10 protein-coding genes are annotated in these 18,817 nt (G+C 69.2%); 9 read left to right on the top strand and 1 reads right to left on the bottom strand.

Features of this window, described 5'->3' with window-relative positions:
* Positions 1 to 21: 21 nt before the first annotated feature.
* From FHR21_RS11635 to FHR21_RS11625, 3 genes are all read left to right on the top strand, one after another.
* Positions 22 to 9,354, top strand: a complete 9,333-nt coding sequence (locus tag FHR21_RS11635; protein WP_184098442.1) for a beta strand repeat-containing protein — start codon at positions 22 to 24, stop codon at positions 9,352 to 9,354.
* 48 nt (positions 9,355 to 9,402) lie between these two features.
* On the top strand, positions 9,403 to 10,875 hold the full coding sequence (gene cysS, locus FHR21_RS11630) for a cysteine--tRNA ligase (protein WP_184098440.1): 1,473 nt from the start codon (positions 9,403 to 9,405) through the stop codon (positions 10,873 to 10,875).
* A gap of 107 nt (positions 10,876 to 10,982) precedes the next feature.
* Positions 10,983 to 11,927, top strand: a complete 945-nt coding sequence (locus FHR21_RS11625) for a D-2-hydroxyacid dehydrogenase (protein WP_184098438.1) — start codon at positions 10,983 to 10,985, stop codon at positions 11,925 to 11,927.
* Between the two features lie 167 nt (positions 11,928 to 12,094).
* On the opposite strand, the gene FHR21_RS11620 is transcribed toward FHR21_RS11625, so the two are convergent.
* Positions 12,095 to 13,357 carry a SulP family inorganic anion transporter gene (locus tag FHR21_RS11620; protein WP_184098436.1) on the bottom strand — a complete coding sequence of 421 codons (1,263 nt, stop codon included), beginning with the start codon at positions 13,355 to 13,357 and terminating at the stop codon, positions 12,095 to 12,097.
* Positions 13,358 to 13,675: 318 nt separating this feature from the next.
* On the opposite strand from FHR21_RS11620, the gene FHR21_RS11615 reads away from it, so the two are divergent.
* From FHR21_RS11615 to FHR21_RS11590, 6 genes are all read left to right on the top strand, one after another.
* Complete coding sequence (locus tag FHR21_RS11615) at positions 13,676 to 14,074, top strand: hypothetical protein (RefSeq protein WP_184098434.1); 399 nt, start codon at positions 13,676 to 13,678, stop codon at positions 14,072 to 14,074.
* Positions 14,075 to 14,299: 225 nt separating this feature from the next.
* On the top strand, positions 14,300 to 15,643 hold the full coding sequence (locus tag FHR21_RS11610; RefSeq protein WP_184098432.1) for a TldD/PmbA family protein: 1,344 nt from the start codon (positions 14,300 to 14,302) through the stop codon (positions 15,641 to 15,643).
* 11 nt (positions 15,644 to 15,654) lie between these two features.
* A complete protein-coding gene (locus tag FHR21_RS11605) occupies positions 15,655 to 16,440 on the top strand; it encodes an inositol monophosphatase family protein (RefSeq protein WP_184098430.1) in 786 nt (261 codons plus the stop codon).
* A gap of 327 nt (positions 16,441 to 16,767) precedes the next feature.
* Entirely contained in the window at positions 16,768 to 17,136 is a 369-nt protein-coding gene (gene rpsM / locus FHR21_RS11600) for a 30S ribosomal protein S13 (RefSeq protein WP_184098428.1), read from the top strand.
* Positions 17,137 to 17,238: 102 nt separating this feature from the next.
* Positions 17,239 to 17,628 (top strand): 30S ribosomal protein S11, encoded by a 390-nt coding sequence (rpsK, locus tag FHR21_RS11595; protein WP_003040416.1) that lies wholly within the window; start codon positions 17,239 to 17,241, stop codon positions 17,626 to 17,628.
* A gap of 109 nt (positions 17,629 to 17,737) precedes the next feature.
* Positions 17,738 to 18,796: a DNA-directed RNA polymerase subunit alpha gene (locus FHR21_RS11590; RefSeq protein ID WP_184098426.1), complete on the top strand. Its 1,059-nt coding sequence runs from the start codon at positions 17,738 to 17,740 to the stop codon at positions 18,794 to 18,796.
* Positions 18,797 to 18,817 lie beyond the last annotated feature (21 nt).

Raw genomic sequence — 18,817 nt, 5'->3', positions numbered from 1 at the left:
TTCGTATCGAGGATGACCGCCATGCGTGCCACCGCTTCCCGCCCGCCGATCCGCGCCCGGCAGCGCCTGCTCCAGGGCTGCGCGATCGCCGCGGCGATGACCGCGCTCGCCCACGGTGGTTCGGCGCTGGCGCAGGTCGCTGGAACGGGCGAGTTCGCGATCGGCAGCGGCACCATCTCACCGCCCGGCCCGCTCGGTCCCGGCGCGCCGCCGAACAGCACGCAGGTCACGGTGAACGGCGCGCAAACGGTCATCAACTGGACGCCGGACGATACGGCGCCCAGCGGCGGCCCGATCGACTTCCTGCCGACGATCAGCAATCTAGAATTCTACGGCACCGGCGACTATACCGTCCTCAACCGCTTCATCGGCCCCGCCGCCGCCGCGCGGCCGGTCGCGCTCAACGGCACGGTCAGCAGCTATGTCGGATCGCCCTTTGCGACGGGCGGCAATGTGCAGGGCGGCAACATCTGGTTCTATAACGCCGGCGGCCTGCTGATCGGCGCGACCGCGACCATCGACGTCGGCAACCTGGTGCTGACCAGCAACGCCATCGACACGACCGGGGGACTTTACGGGTCCAATGGCGAAATCCGCTTTCGCGGCACGGCGAGCAGCGCGGCGAACGCGCCGGCGATCGAGATCGCCCAGGGCGCCGCGATCAATGCCGCGATTCCGGGTAATCCCGGCGGCAGCTATATCGCTATGGTCGCGCCGCGCATCGTCCAGAACGGCGCGGTGACTGCCGACGGATCGACGGCCTATGTCGCTGCCGAGCAGGCCGATATCCGCATTAACGGCGGCCTGTTCGACATCAATGTGCTGGTCGGCGCTGCAGGGAGCGAGGCAATCGTCCACAGCGGCTCGACCGGCGGCCCGGCGCACGTGCAGGACGATACCGACCGGAACCGCATCTATATGGTCGCGGTTCCCAAGAACGACGCGGTGACCATGCTGGTGTCGGGCCAGATCGGCTATGACGCCGCCGTGGCCCAGGTCGACCCCAACGGCGCGGTGGTGCTCTCGGCCGGCTATAATATCGTCGGAGGCGATATCGCGGCGGCGCCCGCGGGCGCCGCCGCGGCGAGCATCACTGTCACCGACACCATCTTTCGCAGCAGCACCACCGCCCATGCCAGCGGAGCTTTCCTGGGCCAGCCGATGGCGACGATCCCGGCGACCGGCGGCTCCTTCCTTCCGCCGCCGCACCTGGGTCACATCCAGGTCGAGGGCGACGGCCTCTTCCTCGGCGACGTCAGCGCGACCATCAATGTCAACGCCGACCAGATCGTCAGCGCGACCGGCAGCCTGGCTGTCCAGGCGAGCGGCGCCGGGGGCACAGCCGGAACCGCTGCGGTCAATGTGAACGGCGGCACCTTCGGCGCGCTGGGCAATGTATCGATCATCGGCGACAGCGCACTCGACGCCGCGACGGGCGATGCCACCGGCGGATCGGCCAGCCTGTCGATCACCGGCGGCGGCAGCGTGCAGACCCCGTCGCTGCTGATAAGCGCAAACGCCCTGGGCGGTATCGGCGGAGCCGGAGCCGGCGGCGCGGGCACCGGCGGCATGGCCAGTATCGATGTCACCGGCGTCAGCAGCACCCTGCAGGCGGGCGACGTCGCCGTCCGGGCGAACGGCACCGGCGGCGGCCTGTTCGATGCGGGCGGCGGCACGACCGCCGCGGTCGATCAGGGCGGCGCCGGCACCGGCGGCACCGCTACGATCGGCATTCGGGACGGTGCGGCGCTGGATGTGAGCGGGTCCCTGAATATCGACGCGATCGGAACAGGCGGGACGGGCAATGTCGCGTCAGGCGACGGCCAGGGCGGAACGGCCAGCGTCGCGATATCGGGCAATGCCATTTCCTATACCACGGGCGCCACGATCGTGGACGCGGGCGGAACGGGCGGCGGCAACAATGGCTCCCTCGTCTCGGCACTGGGCGGCGACGGCACCGGCGGCACCGCGGAGTTGCAAGTCGATGCCGATCAGACATCGTCGATCCTGCCCGGATTCCTGAATCTTTCCGCGTCCGGCAACGGCGGCGGCGCAGGCGCCAGCACCGGCGGCGGCGAAAACGCGCGCGGCGGCGACGCGGCCGGCGGCACCGTCGCGATCGGGGTCGATGGCGGCACGACCGTCGAAGCCGATCAGTTTTTCGCCTCAGCCGTCGCCACCAGCGGCTTTGCCGTATCGCCGAGCGGGACGACCGGCCGGACGGGCGATGCGCGGGGCGGCACGATCGACATCGGCGTCGCGGGCGGATCGCTGTTGCAGATCGAAAGCAGCGCCATACTCTCTGCCTATGCCTTTCCAGCGGTCAGCGAGATCACCGGCAGTGGGACCGGGGGCGATATCACGCTGCGCGCGACGGGCGGCGGACAGGTCACCATCCTCAATCAGCTTTCGGCCGACGCCAGCGGCGGCAGCCTTTCGTCGGGCGGCAGCGACCTTCCGCTGGGAGCCGGCAGCGGAACCGGAGGCAATATCGACCTAATTGCCGATGGCGGGACGATCGCGGCCGACAGCTATTCCGTCTTCGCCACCGGTATGGTGACAGACGTTACCGGCGCGGGCGGGACGGCCCAGGGCGGCACGATCGACCTGCTGGCGTCAAACGGCGGCCTGATCCAGGCGACGAGCATCACGGCGTCCAGCAGCTTTTCGACCGACGCGCAAAGCGGTGCCAGCGGGGGGGGGGCGGACGCGACCGGTGGCACGATCCAGTTAATCGCCGATGCGGGAACGATCAATTTCGCCGCGCTGGCCGAGCTGTCGGCGGACGGCACATCCGGCGGAGATACCGGCGTCAGCGGCGACACCGTCCCGCTCGGCCGCGGCGGCAGCGTGCTGATCCGCACCGTCGCGGACCCCACGAACGGCAGTACGATCCAGATCGACACACTCACCGTCGGCGTCGACGGCGCCACGGCGACAGCCTTCGAAATGCTGCCAGGCATGGGGAGCGGCGGCGGCGCGGGGAATGGCGAAGGCGGCAGCGCGACGCTCGACATCCAGGGCGGCTCGCTCACCGCGGGACGGATCGACCTTGTCGCCAATGGGACGGGCGGCGGCGGCGTCGGTCCGGGCAGCGGCACCGGAACCGGCGGCACCGCGACGTTCACGCAGAGCGGCGGCACGGCCGATGTCGATCTGCTGACCGTCTCCGCCAATGGCGAGGGCGGTCAGGCCGGCACGGTCTCCGGAACCGGCATCGGCGGCAGCGCGACGATCAACCTCAACGGGGGCACGCTGGCCAGCATCGCCACCACCGCGTCGGCGACCGGCCTCGGCGGTGCCGCAACGATGGGCGACGACGCAGATCCTGCCAATCCGGTACCCCCCGGTGCCGGGGGCGATGGCGTCGGCGGCACCGCGACGATCAATCTCGACGGCACCGCGGTGGTCACCGTCGAATCGCTGACCGCGGACGCCACCGGCCAGGGCGCCAATGGCGGCGATCTCGGCTCTTTCGGCACCTTCGCCGCCGACGGCGGCGCGGGCGGCAACGGCAGCGGCGGGCAGGCGGCGATTCATATCGTGTCGGGCACGCTCAACACCGGCGACCTGTCCGCAACGGCCGCGGGTATCGGCGGCAACGGGGGCACCTATTCGAACAGTTCGGGCGCGGCGACCGGCATCGGCGTCGGCGGCGTCGGCGGCGTCGGCACGGGCGGCACCGCGACGATCGATTTCGCCACCGACATCACCTTGTCGGGCACGGTTTCGGCCGGCGCCACCGGCACCGGCGGTCTTGGCGGCGGCGGAATGGTCGGCGGCGACGGCGGCGACGGCAGCGGCGGCATCGCCCAGCTTTTGACGACTGGATTCGATATGGGACCGATCGGCGCCCAAAGCGATGCATCCGCGCGCGGCGGCGACGCCGGCTTCGACACCTCTGGCGGGCGCGGCGACGGCGGCAACGCCGTCGGCGGCACGTCGCGTATCGAGGCTGGCGGCACCGCCATCACCCTTTCCGAGTCCAATTTCGCCGCCACGGGGACGGGCGGCGATGGCGCCAATGGCGGCGATGGCAGCGGCGGCACGATCGAGATCGTGGCCGCCGATGGAGCGACGGCGACGCTGGTCGGCGTCGATTTCGTCGATCCCGTATCGTTCGGCGAGAACGTCCGCGGCAGTGGCGGGATGGGCAACGACAGCGGCGGCGGTGGTGCTGGCAACGGCGGCACGGTCCATCTGGTCGTAGACGGCGGCACGATCGGGTCCGACGGCCACCCGGTCGAGATCGTCGTCGATGGCGTCGCGGGCGGCGGTGCAACCCTGGGCGAAACGACCGGGGGACGCGTGATCGTCGAGACGACGGGCGGCGGCGCCCTCACCTTCGGCAACACGGTCATCCGGGCGAACGGCGACAATGCCGGCCGCGTCGAGCTGCGCTCCGGCGGCAATCTCACCCTCGCCAGCCTCGACGCCGAGGCGCTGGGCACCGCCGATCCCACGAACGGCGATGTCGCCGCCGCGGCGAGCGGTATCTTTCTGAACGCGGCGGGCGGCAGCATCGCGACCGGCGGGGCGATGACGCTGACCACCGACGGCTCGGTCGGCGTCGAGGGCCAGGGCGCAGGCAGTGTCGGCGCCGGCGCGGACCTGACGATCGGCGCGGGCGACGAGATCGACATCCGCCATGATGCGCGCAGCGGCACCGCGCCGACGATCCACGCCGACGGCGCGCTCGACGCGACCGCGGCGAACGGTATCAGCGGCGGCGCCGGCAGCCTGATCGACGCCGGCGGCCCCCTGTCGCTGACCTCCACTGCCGGCGGCATCGGCGTCGATCGCCTCCACGGCGCCGATATCGCGCTGAATAGCAGCGGCGCCGCCACGGTCGAACATGCCGAGGCGGACGATGATTTCACCGCCACGGTCGGCAGCTTCGCGACCGGGCTCAATTCGATCATCACCGGCGGCGATATCACCATCAATGCGCCGGGCGCGGTCGATCTCGGCAATTCAACCGCAGGCGGCTTCGTCTTCGTCGTCGGGCAGACGATCGATTTCCACGCGATCGATGCCGGAACGACCGTATCGCTGCGCGCCGACGGATTCGGCGCGACCGACGGCATCGCCGGAGGCGACATCACCTCCGGCGACGCGGTTGCGCTGAACGGGGGCCGTGTCGATGTCACGGGAACGATCGCGACGACCGGATCGGCCTCGATCACTGCCAATAGCGGCAACGCTTCGGTCGGCCTGGTCGAGGCCGATGGAGACATCGGCGTTTCGGCCGGCGCCAATCTTGCCGGCACCTATCGCGCCGGCGGCAATGTGCGCCTCGGCGCCGATGGCGACATCAATGCCGAGGCCGATGCGGCCGGCGGCTATGTCGATGGCAACGGCTTCCTGTCCGAAGGCCTTGTCTTCGCCGACGCGGACGGCGATGCGACGCTGAGGGACAGCAGCGCCGCGACGATGTTCGCGGTGCGCAGCGGCGGTGCGACCACGGTGATCGGCAGCGGCGCCGGCGAGGACATGTTCGTGCTCGCCGGGACGACCACTACCCTTTCCGGCGTCAGCGCCGGCGACGACCTGACCGTCAGTTCAACCGGTACGATGTCCGTCGATAACGCCGCGACGACCGGCACTGGTGCCGACGGCCGCAGCCTCGTCTATGCGGCCTGCTGCTCGAACCCAATCCCCGTCCTCCAGATCGTCACCAGCGCGCCCGATCTGTCGAACATCGCGCTCTCCAGCCCCGCCACGATCGCCGCAAGCGACGTCGCGGCGTTCGACAATCTGACCGTCGTCGCAGGCGGCGCGGTCACCGGAACCGGGCTGCTGCAATCGGGCCTCGCGACCAATATCGGCGGCAGCGACCTGTCGCTCGGTGCAATCACCGCCGGGACCGACATCGACCTGACCGCCACGACCGGTGCGATCGGCGCGACCGGCGCGATGACCGCGGGGCGCGACGCGACGCTCGACGCCGCGACCAATATCGCCGTCGCCGACCTCAACGCCGGCGACGACCTCCACCTCGGTGCCGGCGGCACGCTGATCGCCGGCGCGGCCACCAGTTCGGGCACCGGGCTCGACGACGACGGCGACGGCAGCAACATCGTCGCGACGGCCGGCGGGGCGGTCGCCTTTACCGGACCCATCGCCTCGGCGAATGACACCGCAATCGAAGGAAGCGCGGTTTCGGCGCAGGCGATCGCGGCGGGACAGGAGTTGACCATCACCGCCACGGGCGGCGACATCGCGACGGGCAATGTCAGCGCCGCCGGCCAGGCGACCCTGACCGCCAGCGGCGGCATCGCCACGGGCGATCTGACGCTCGGCAATTTCGGAGATATCACGGCGGGCGGCGCCGTAGCCCTTGGCGATGTCGAGACGGCCCTCGGCCTTCGCGCCGAGGGCACGTCGATCACCGTCGGCAGCCTCGATGCGACGGGTGGCGATCTCGCCCTCGTCGCGACCAACGGCGGCATCACGGGCACCGGCACCATCGACACGGCCGGCAGTTTCTTCGTCGGCGCGACCGGTGCGGCAAACCTGACCGGCGATATCCAGACCGGCGGCGATGTCCAGATTCAGGGCAGCAGCGTAACCGTCGGCAACGTCACCGCGAACGGCGGCGTCCTGCGACTCGACGCCTCGACCGGTTCCGTCGTCGCCACCGGCACTTTGACTTCGGGCCGCGACATCCTGATCGACACCACGGCGGGCGGCACGCTGAACCGGCTGGTCGCGGGCGACGACATCGCCATCGGCGGCAGCGGCGACATGACGGTCGCCTCGATGCGGGCAAGCGATGAGAATGCCGGCGGCGATGACGTCGGCAGCAACGTCGGCGTCACGCTCGCCGGCACCCTCGGCGTCGGCCAGGTCGAGGCGGCGGACGATTTCACCGCCGATGTCACGGGCTTCACTGCCAACGGCGGCACACTGGCCGCCGACGGCAACATCCTCGTCACCGCGGACAATGATGTTGATCTCGGCACCGCGACCGCGGGCGGCGCGATCCAGGCTTCGGCGCAGTCAATCGCCTTCGACGCGCTCAATGCCGGCGCCGGTGTCGACCTGCAGGCCAGCGGCGCAATCGCCGGCACCGCCATCGCCGCGGGCGGCTCGATCGCGCTGACCGGCGGCAGCGTCGCAGTGGACGGCGTCACGGGCGACATGTCGCTGACGGTCGCCGCAGCCAACGGCGGCGCGACCATCGGCACCGCCCAACTCGACGGAAATATCGACGTTACCGCAACCGGCGACATCGGCGGCGCTTTCGATGCGGGCGGCGATATCACCCTGACCTCGGACGCCGACCTCGCCGCATCGGCGAATGCGCGCGGCGGCTATATCGATTCGGGCAGCCTCGCGCCCACCGCGGGCGATATCCGGATCGCCGCCGCCGGCAACGTCGCGCTGACCGACAGCGTGGCGGCGGGCGGGCTGAACGTCGATGCAGGCGGGGCGGCGTCGGTGACGAACGCAAGCGCGGGCGGGGATGCGGTGCTGCTCGCGGGCACTACCGCGGCCCTGTCGGACGTGACCGCCGGCAACGATGTCCGGGCGAGCGCGACCGGCGCGCTCACGGCGACCGGCCCCCTCGCCGCGACGCGCGATATCATCCTCGATGCCGGTTCGGTCTATCTCGTCGCGCCGACAGCCGCGCGCAACGTCACGATCGCGGCCGACGGCGATATCGACGGCGGCACGATCACCGCCGATGGCGATATCGCGCTGACCGCTGGCGGCGCGATCGCGATTGCGCAAGCCACCATGCAGGGCGACGGCCTGCTGAGCCTCGCCGGAACCGACGGAATCAGCGTCGACACGCTGGTCAGCCAGGGCCGCACCAGCCTCGCCAGCAGCGACGGCGCGATCACTATCGCCAATCTCGCCTCGCAGGGCGCAATCAACGCAGCAGGCGACAGCATCGCGATCGGCGGCAGCGGCGTCGTCCATTTCGCGACGCTGACCACCGATGTCGGCGACGCTGTGCTCGACGTCAGCGGCGAACTCACCGTGACCCAGGCCGACGTCGCCGGTCTTGCCGATTTCACCGGCACGGGCGAGCGGCTCGCGGTCGGCGACCTGACCGCCGCCGACGCGAGGCTGACCACGACCGGCTTCCTGACGCTGGGCGATGTTGCGGCGGCGGGCAGCCTCGACGCCAGCGCGGCCGGTTCGATCTTCATCGACGGCGCGGTGACCGGCACCGCGATCTCCCTTGCCTCGAGCGATATTGCGATCGGGTCCGACGCGCGCGTCGGCGCCGCAGGCGTCACCGAAACGCTCGCGATACGCAATGCAGCCGATAATCGGACGACCTATATCGGCGGCACCGGCGACCGCGACGGCTATCACCTCGACGCCGACGAGATGGCGCGCCTGTTCGGCGATCAGGTAACGGTCGTCGCGCCGCAGCGCGCGTCCGAAGATGGTGCCTTCGTCGCCTCGGCGCCCGGCGCCCTCTTCGTACCGATCGCCAGCCTCGGCAGTAGCGCGGCGCCCGATGTCATCGTCGATGATTTCACCATGACCGGCGGCGGAGCGAGTTCCAACCTCGGCGCCACCGGATCGCTGACGATCAGCACCCCCGGCAAGATGCGCGTCGTCGGCGCGGCGGCGCTGACCGGGCTCGGCGACGGCAATGCGCTGACCCTGGCGGCCGGCGATGCGCTGGAAGTCGTGCTGGGCGAAGGGTCGGTGCGCCTCACGGGCGATACCGATACGCCCGCGGGGCAGCTCAACCTGCGCTCCGATGACGTGATCGTCGCGACGCTCGACGCGATCGCCGACGTCGCCGCCGCGGGCGGGATCGACGCGATCGAAAGCCGGCTGGCGCAGAATGACGGGATCGTCAGCGACGACGGCGCCCTCTATGCCGGTGGCATTGCCGCCGGCGTTACCGGCGGCTTCTATGTCCAGAACAGCGGCACCGGTACTGATTACGGGCAACGCCGCGGACTCAGCTTCGGCGCCGGCGGGCTCGACGTGGCCACTGAAGGGCCGACGACGCGGATCGTCCTCAACGGCGTGCATCTCGGCCCGAACGGCCAGGTCACCGGCCTCGACGCCATCCCGCTGCTGCGGATCAACGGCGCGGTGCCGACGGCAGGCGGCTTCGACATGCGGTCGACCTTCAACGGCTGCGTAATCCTGAACAGCGGCGCCTGCGCCTTTCTCGCCAATCCCGAACTGGATTTTCCGGTCCAGGACGTGATCGAGGAAGAAACCGATCCCGACGGCGACCAGGGCGACGGCGTCGCGCTGATGACGGCGCTGATCACGATGCGCGGGGTCGACCCGATGACCGGCGAGCCGCTGCTCGACGATCCGGTGACCGGCGCGGGCAACGACGACCTGTGGACGCCGCCGGGCGAATAGGCGCGTTTCGGTTGACGGCAAACCCCGGCGCAAGGCATGGGCGCGAGGATGACCGACGCCCCTGCTTCCGTCCCCGGCGCACCGCTGACGCTGTTCAACAGCCTGACGCGCCGCCTCGAGCCGTTCGTGCCCGTCCATGCAGGCGAAGCGCGCGTCTATAGCTGCGGGCCGACCGTCTATAATTACCAGCATATCGGCAATATGCGCGCCTATGTCTTCGCCGACACGCTGGGCCGCACCCTGTCGTTCAAGGGCTATGATCTGCGCCACATCATCAACATCACCGACGTCGGTCACCTGACGTCGGACGCCGATGCCGGCGATGACAAGATGGAGAAGGCGGCGGCATCGCAGGGCAAGTCGGCGTGGGACATCGCGGCCTTCTATACCGCCGAGTTCAAGCGCGACCTGGCATGGCTCGGCGTCCGCGATCCCGCGAAATGGACGGTCGCGACCGACTATGTGCCGCGGATGATCGCGTTCGCGGAGCGAATCGCCGATGCCCATTGCTACGAACTGGACAGCGGCCTCTATTTCGACGTCTCGACCGTCGCCGACTATGGTCGCCTCGCGCGCGCGGTGACCGACGAGGGCGAAGGCCGGATCGACGAGGTCGAGGGCAAGCGCCACGCCGCCGATTTCGCGATCTGGCGCAAGACCCCGCCGGGCGAGACGCGGCAGATGGAATGGGATTCGCCTTGGGGCCGCGGCGCGCCGGGCTGGCACCTCGAATGCTCGGTGATGGGCGAGGCCGAACTCGGCATGCCTTTCGATATCCACACCGGCGGCATCGACCATCGCGAGATCCACCATCCGAACGAGATCGCGCAGAACCAGGCGTATCGCGGCTGCGGGGGCCTCGACTGCGCCGAGCACTCGGGCGCCAGGCTGTGGATGCACAATAATTTCCTGATCGACCGCGGCGGCAAGATGTCGAAGTCGGCGGGCGAATTCCTGCGCCTGCAATTGCTCGTCGACCGCGGCTATCACCCGCTCGCCTATCGGCTGATGTGCCTGCAGGCGCATTACCGGTCGGAACTGGAGTTTTCGTGGGATGGCCTCGGCGCCGCGCTCACCCGGCTCAAGCGGCTGGTGATGGCGGCGTCACCGGTGCGCGACGCCGCGGCGGCCGCAATCGCCGACCGGCGCCTGACCGACCTGCTCGCCAAATTCGATGCCGCCGTATCCGACGACCTGAACACCGCCGTGGCGCTGACGCTGGTTGAAGAGGCGGCGGCGATGAAGAAGATCGACGCCGGCCAGAAGCGCGCCGTGCTCGAAACGATGGACGCGGTGTTGGGGCTTCAACTCCTGACGCTATCGCGCGAGGCATTGCGCATCCGCCCCGCGACCGCGATGATCGCCGAAGACGCAATCGAAGCCACCCTCGCCCGCCGCAAGGACGCCCGCGCCGCAAAGGACTTCGCCGCCTCCGACGCGCTGCGCGACGAACTGATCGCAGCAGGGGTCGAGGTGATGGACGGCGACCCGCTGGGCTGGGACTGGCGGCTGGATAATTAAATCCTCTCCCGCTTGCGGGAGGGGTTAGGGGTGGGCATGAATGGCACACCCGCCGCGTATGGACAGGCCCACCCCCGGCCCATCCCGCAAGCGGGAGGGGAGAATAGATGACCAAAACCGTCACCGTCCTGTCCGGCCTCATCCGCCCGCTCGTCGAGGATCGCCTGCCCGACTGGGTCGAGCCGCGCTTCTTCCAGTCGAAGGAGGAGGCTATGGCGCTCGCGCCCGAAGCCGAGATCGGCTGGTTCGACATGTACGACAAGGCCGACATGGCCGCCGCGATCACCGCCGCGACGCGGATGAAATGGCTCAATTCCATCTATGCCGGGGTCGACGGCATGCCGCTCGACCTGCTCGCCGAGCGCGGCACGGTCGTCACCAACGGCGCCGGGATCAACGCGATCACCATTGCCGAATATGTCGTGATGGGGATGCTGACGGTCGCCAAGGGCTATCGCGAGGTGGTGCGCGCGCAGGAACGGCGCGAGTGGCTCCACGATTCGCCGGGCAAGGCCGAGCTGTTCGGTTCGAAGGCGCTGCTGCTCGGCTATGGCGCGATCGGCAAGCTGATCGAGGAGCGGCTGAAGGGGTTCGCAGTCGATGTTACCGTCGTCCGCCGCTCGCCGGGACCGAACAACCTGGCCCCCGATCAGTGGCGCGCGCGGCTCGGCGAGTTCGACTGGGTGATCCTGGCGGTGCCGGCGACACCCGAGACCGACGCGATGATCGGCGCCGACGAACTGGCGGCCATGAAGTCTTCGGCGACCCTCATCAACATCGCGCGCGGCAGCGTCGTCGATCAGGCGGCACTGGTTGCCGCGCTCGACGCCAAGCGGATCGCCGCCGCTTTCCTCGACGTGACGACACCCGAACCGCTGCCCGCCGACGACCCGTTGTGGAGCCTCGACAACGCGCATGTCACCATGCATCTGTCGGGCCGCGCGCAGGACAAGATGTTCGTGCGCGCCGCATCTCGTTTTCTCGAAAACTTGAGCTGCTGGCACCGCGGCGAACCCGTCGCGCCGCAGGTGGATTTGACGCTGGGCTATTAGAGCATCGAGCCCTGCATCTGACCCGTTCGCCCCCCGCCTTCGCGGGGGCAGGCTCTGAGCTTGTCGAAAGGCCGTTCTTTCTTTCAGCGCCGCAAAAAGAAGGACAGCGCTTCGACAAGCTCAGCACGAACGGAAGAATGGGTGATGCCGACTTATGGCTTGCCGCTCTAACCGTCGCGCGGCGTCCAGAGCGTCGCCACCCTGCCCTTCCACCAGCGCAGCACCAGGCCGAGCGCGACGCCGGCGCCGATCGCGATCGTCAGATCGGCGAAGACGGTCAGCGTCAGCGTCAGGATCAGCAGCAGCCGGTCGTCCCACGACAGCGCCAGATGCTCGCGCCATTTCTCGGGCTCGGCCATGTTGAGCGCGGTGACGAGCAGCACCGCCGCCAGCGCCGGCAGCACGAGCGCGCCGGCGAGGTCACCGGCGACGAGCAGCACGGCCAGGATGACGAGCGCATGGACCATGCCCGCGATCGGCGTACGGCCGCCCGCGCGCACATTGGTCGCGGTGCGCGCAATCGCCCCGGTCACCGGCAGGCCGCCGAACAGCGGGGCGACGATATTGGCATAGCCCTGCGCCAGCAGCTCGGCGCTCGGCCGGTGCTGGCCGCCGAACATGCGGTCGGCGACGATGGCGGAGAGCAGCGATTCGACCCCGGCAAGAAAGGCAATGACGAAGGCCGAGGGCAGCATCTCGATCAGGCGGGCCTGCGTGATTTCGGGCCAGTGCGGCGCGGGCAGGCCGCTGGGCAGCGCGCCGAAGCGCGACGCGACCGTGTCGACCGGCAGGTGGAACCAGCCGCTCGCCAGCGAGGCCGCGGCGACCGCGATCACCAGCACCGGCCAGCGCGGGCGCCAGCGGCGGAGCAGCAGGATCACCGCGACCGTCGCCGCCGTGATGCCCAGCGCCACGAAGCTTAGTGTGTCGCGGGCCGCCCACAGCGCCTCGATCTTGGGGATCATGTCCGCCGGCACCTTGCCGGCAGACAGGCCGAGCGCGTCCTGAAGCTGGCTCGCCGCAATGATCGTCGCGATGCCGATGGTGAAGCCGTCGATCACCGGCTCGGGCACGAGCGCGATCAGCCGACCGGCGCGAAAGGCGCCCGCGATGACCAGAATGATGCCCGCCATCGCCGTCGCCAGGATCAGCCCATCCATCCCGTGATCCTGGATCACGCCATAGACGACAACGATGAAGGCGCCCGTCGGTCCGCCGATCTGCACCCGGCTGCCGCTTGTCGCCGAGATGACGAAGCCGCCGATGATCGCGGTCACCAGCCCGACGAAGGGCGTGCTGCCCGATGCGATGGCGATCGCGATACACAGCGGTAGCGCGACCAGCGCCACGCTGACGCCGGCCAGCGCATCGGCGCGGAACAGCGGCCAGCTATAGTCGCGCATCGTATCCAGCAATTTCGGCCGGCGCATCATCCCTCCGCCCGCGAGAAGCCCTTCCGGGCCGCTACGCCGCGGGCCCGATCGCCGTCAAGCCCGCAAGCCGCGCAGCGCCGCGAATCGGTGCTGCGACTCGGAGCGGAGCAACCGCTGCGATGATCCCATTCGTCGCGTTTCGAGCACGCCGGCGGCGGATTGGGCGCCTCTTTCGAAGCGATCGGCGCATTTTTGTTGCGAATCTGCGGTCAATTGACGCGGAAAATTAACGAATCGGGGGCAATCTGGCTTGACTCGGGGGTATGCGGCTGAAAACCTGGGTTTCTCTGGGTCGCCAGCCGAGGAGGCTGAACTATGGCATCGACATTCGGACCGCGCCTGATCGGGCGCTCGACTCCCAGCGTGCCCGCGGCACGAAGTCTGGGACGCCGGATGACTTTCCACGCCGCCGCAGCGCTACTCGTCTTCGCCGCCTTGCAGGTCTGGCTCGTGTCGAGCGCGATCGCGGCCGGCGCGCCATCGGCCCTTATCATCGTCGCGCTGGTCATCCTGCTCGCGCTCGGCGTGCCCGCGGCGCGGATTACCGAACGCCGCTGGTACCATCTCAGCCGTCAGGCGCTGGCAAGCTGGGGCCTCCACGCCCGCTTCCGCCGCGACGTGCGGCGGCTGTGGCTCGCCGCGCTCGCGCTGCCCTTCCTGTGGGTCAGCGGCGCGATGGCCGCGACCGACGCCCTCGCCGCGATCGCGGGCTGATCCCCAGCTTCCGATCAAAGCCGATCCTTTTCGCCGAGGTCAAACCTTCCTGGCGCTCGGTGGCGACTCCGTTTGAAAGCTGGAGCGTGATTTTACTTTCTTCGTCACCCCGGGCTTGATCCGGAGCGACGATACAGGGAATGGTCCCTTCCAAATCCAGACGGCGTTACCATCTGCCAATCATAAGATTTTGACGGCTTGCCCCGCCCGGTATAGGGCGCGGCGATGCTGACCGTTTCCGAAGCTCTCGACCGAGCGCAGATGCTGTGCGCCGCCGCGACCAAGGCGGGCGCCGACGCCGCCGACGCCCTCTATTATTGCAGCGCCTCGACCTCCGTCGCGATGCGCCTTGGCGCGCTCGAGGATGTCGAACGATCCGAAGGCCAGGATATCGCCTTGCGCGTCTTCGTCGGACAGCGCAGCGCGAGCGTCTCGACCGCCGACATGGACGCGGGCGAACTGGCGAAGCTGGTCGCGCGCTGCGTCGCGATGGCGCGCGAGGCGCCCGAGGACCCTTATGCCGGCCTCGCGCCCGAAGAGCTGCTGTTCCGCGGCCCGGTGCCCGACCTCGACCTCGACGACGGCAGCGAAGCCGACCCCGAAGCATTGCGCGCCGCCGCGCTGGCGGCCGAGGATGCAGCGCGCGGCGTCGCGGGCGTCACCAACAGCGAAGGCGGCACCGCGAGCCATAGCCGTACCCGTTTCGCCCTCGCCACCAGCCACGGCTTCGCCGGTGGCTATGGATCGAGCGGCCACAGCCTGTCGGCGAGCGTGATCGCCGGCGAAGGCGCTGGCATGCAGCGCGACTATGCCTGGCACAGCGCGCATCACCGGCCCGACCTCGAAAGCGCTCAGGCCATCGGCACGCGCGCCGGCGCCCGTGCGGTCAAACGCCTCGCCCCCGGCAAGGCGCCGGTCGGCAAGCTGCCCCTCGTCTTCGACCCGCGCGTCGGTTCCAGCCTGCTCGGTCACCTGCTCGGCGCGATCGGCGGCCCCGCGATAGCGCGGCGAACCAGCTTCTTGCTCGGCAAGGAAGAAGAACAGCTCTTCGACAGTACCATCCTGATCCGCGACGAACCGTACCGCCCGCGCGGCCTGCGCAGCCGGGCCTTCGACGGCGAAGGCCTGCCGACCGCAGCACGCGACATCGTGGCGGGGGGCCGGCTGACGGGCTGGCTGCTCGACACCGCCTCGGCGCGCCAGCTCGGCCTGACGCCGACCGGTCATGCCAGCCGCGGCGGCGGCGCCTCAGGCGTCAGCGCGAGCAACCTTCACCTCGCGCCCGGTACCGCGACGCCGGCGGCGCTGATGGCCGATATCGGAACCGGCATCTACATCACCGAGTTGATCGGCCAAGGCGTCAACCCGGTGACCGGCGACTATAGCCGCGGCGCCTCGGGCTTCATGATCCGCGACGGCCAACTCGCCGAGCCGGTCGCCGAATTCACCGTCGCCGGCAATCTGATCGCCATGTTCCGCGCCCTCATGCCCGCCGACGACCTCGAATTTCGGCATGGCATCAACGTCCCGACCCTGCGCATCGACGGCATGACCGTCGCGAGCAGCTAAGGGCCGGAATCGTGCCGGCCCGGAACCTCGAAGCGGTGATCGCCGCGACGCGCGAGGTGGGGGACATGGCGATGGCGCGCTGGCGCGGCGAGGGGCAGGCGATCGACGTCTGGCACAAGTCGCACGACAATCCGGTCAGCGACGTCGATCTTGCGGTCGATGCGCGCCTGAAGGCGGTGCTCGGCGCGATGGTGCCCGAAGCGGGATGGCTGTCGGAAGAGACCGCCGACAATGCCGATCGCCTGAGCCGCCGCGCCATGTGGTGCGTCGATCCGATCGACGGCACGCGCGACTTCATCCGCGGCCGGCCCGGCTGGGCGGTGTCGGTGGCGCTCGTCGTCGACGGCGCGCCCGAACTCGGCGTCCTCTATGCCCCCGCGCTCGACGAGCTGTGGGTCGCGCAGCGCGGCCGGGGCGCGACGCTCAATGGCGAGGCATTGCGCGCGAGCCGCCGCACGCGCTTCGACGGCGCGCGCGTCCCCGCCGACAGCCTGCCGCGGATCGACCGCGACCTGGTGATGGTGACCAAGCCCAACAGCATCGCGCTGCGCATCGCGCTCGTCGCCGACGACCGCGCCGATCTGGTCGCGACGCTGCGCTGGGGCTTTGAGTGGGACGTCGCCGCCGCGGCGCTGATCGCGGCCGAGGCCGGCGCAACCGTCACCGACGCGTTCGGCGCGCCGCTCGCCTTCAACACGCCGCGCGCCCAGGCCTTCGGTGTCATCGCCTGCGCCCCCGGCATCCACGCCGCCGTCGTCGCCCGCCTCCACGACCGCGCGGTGGCGCTGGCCTCGTGAGATTCCGCTTCCCTGAATGATCCGACCGTGCCAGCGTTGAAATCGCGCGCTCCCATAATCCGCTTGGAGTGCCAAAGGCGACGGCTGCGGACCGAACGGCCCTCCTTTGTCGCCTTAACGGCCGCCCGCCCCCTTCGACCCGCCGCAAAAGCCGGCGGATCGCTTGACATTCGGCGCGACTCTCCTTAGCTGCACCCCATTCCGACAGGCTGACCGGACGGCGAATCGCGGCAAGCGTATTCGTGGTCCGTTTTTTGCGTTGGAAAACAGACGCTTTGAGATAGGGTTCGTTTGCCAGCGGCCCTGTGGAGCAGGAGAAAGAATCACATGGCACGTATCGCGGGCGTCAACCTGCCCACCAACAAGCGCGTGATCATCGCGCTCACCTACATCCACGGCATCGGCCGCAAGACCGCCGTCGACATCGCCGACAAGCTGGGCATCGACCACAGCCGCCGCATCCAGGATCTTTCGGACGCCGAAATCCTGCAGATTCGCGAAACGCTCGACGCCGACCACACGGTCGAGGGCGACCTGCGCCGCAACACGGCGATGAACATCAAGCGGTTGATGGACCTCGCCTGCTATCGCGGCCTGCGCCATCGCAAAGGCCTTCCCGTCCGCGGCCAGCGCACGCACACCAATGCGCGCACCCGCAAGGGCAAGGCGAAGCCGATCGCCGGCAAGAAGAAGTAAGGTTCGAGCGCGTCCTCCGGGGCGCGCTTCCTTGTTTCGCTGCCGGCGCGCCCATCATCATCGCCGCCGGCCAGCTTTCAGGATTTAGGTTAGGATAGCATCATGGCTCGTGAACCGCAGCGCCTCCGTCGGCGCGAACGCAAGAATATCTCGTCGGGCGTCGCCCACGTCAACGCGACCTTCAACAACACGATGATCACCATCACCGACGCGCAGGGCAACGCCATCGCCTGGTCGAGCGCCGGCATGATGGGCTTCAAGGGCAGCCGCAAGTCGACCCCCTATGCCGCGCAGGTCTGTGCCGAAGACGCCGGCAAGAAAGCCGCTGAGCATGGCGTCCGCACCCTCGAGGTCGAGGTCAAGGGCCCCGGCGCCGGCCGTGAATCGGCGCTGCGCGCGCTGCAGGCGGTCGGGTTCCACATCACGTCGATCCGCGACGTGACGCCGATCCCGCACAATGGTGTCCGCCCGGCCAAGCGCCGCCGCGTCTGACGCCCGCTTCGGGGCGCGCCCTGCCGCGGAGGCGTCGCCCGACCATCTCCTAACGCCGGACCGGCCGGACCCCGCCCCCGCCCGTCCCGCCAAAAGCAAAGGGAAGTCCATGACTGTCAATATCCGGAACTGGCAGGAATTGAAAAAGCCCAGCAACCTGGAAATCAAGGCCGGCAGCGACGGCAAGCGCAAGGCGACCTTCGTCGCCGAACCGCTCGAGCGCGGTTTCGGCCTGACGCTGGGCAACGCGCTGCGCCGCGTGCTGCTCTCGTCGCTCCAGGGTGCGGCGATCACCTCGATCAAGATCGAGAATGTCCTCCACGAATTCTCCAGCCTCGCCGGCGTGCGCGAGGACGTGACCGACATCGTCCTCAACATCAAGCAGATCGCGCTCAAGATGGAAGGCGAAGGCCCGAAGCGGCTTCAGCTTTCGGCGACCGGTCCCGCGACCGTCACCGCCGGCGACATCATGGTCTCGGGCGACATCAAGGTCATGAACCCGGCACTGGTCATCTGTCATCTCGACGATGGCGCGACGCTGAACATGGAACTCGTCGCCGACACCGGCAAGGGCTATGTCCCCGCCACCGCCAACCGCCCTGCCGACGCGCCGATCGGCCTGATCCCGGTCGACTCGCTCTATTCGCCGGTGCGCCAGGTCGCCTACAAGGTCGACAATGCCCGCATCGGGCAGGAACTCGACTATGACAAGCTCAGCCTGACGGTCGAGACCGACGGCACCGTGACCCCCGAGGACGCCGTCGCCTATGCCGCGCGCATCCTTCAGGACCAGCTCCAGGTCTTCGTCCACTTCGAAGAGGCGATGAACGACAGCGGCCTGATCGGCATGGCGGCTCCGTCGGCGGCGAGCGAGGAATCGGACGTCAATCAGCTCAACCGCTTCCTTCTCAAGAAGGTCGACGAGCTCGAACTGTCGGTCCGCTCGGCGAACTGCCTCAAGAACGACAACATCATCTACATCGGCGATCTGGTCCAGAAGACCGAGGCCGAGATGCTCCGCACCCCGAACTTCGGCCGCAAGTCGCTGAACGAAATCAAGGAAGTGCTGTCGTCGATGGGCCTGCGCCTCGGCATGGACATCCCCGGCTGGCCGCCGGAGAATATCGAGGAAATGGCCAAGAAGCTCGAACAGGAACTGCTGGGCTGAAAGCCCTCTCCCCTTCAGGGG

The organism is Sphingopyxis panaciterrulae (assembly GCF_014199295.1).
GTDB lineage: Bacteria > Pseudomonadota > Alphaproteobacteria > Sphingomonadales > Sphingomonadaceae > Sphingopyxis > Sphingopyxis panaciterrulae.
Note: the sequence above shows the minus strand (reverse complement) of the source record. Positions and strands in the feature narration are given on the sequence as shown.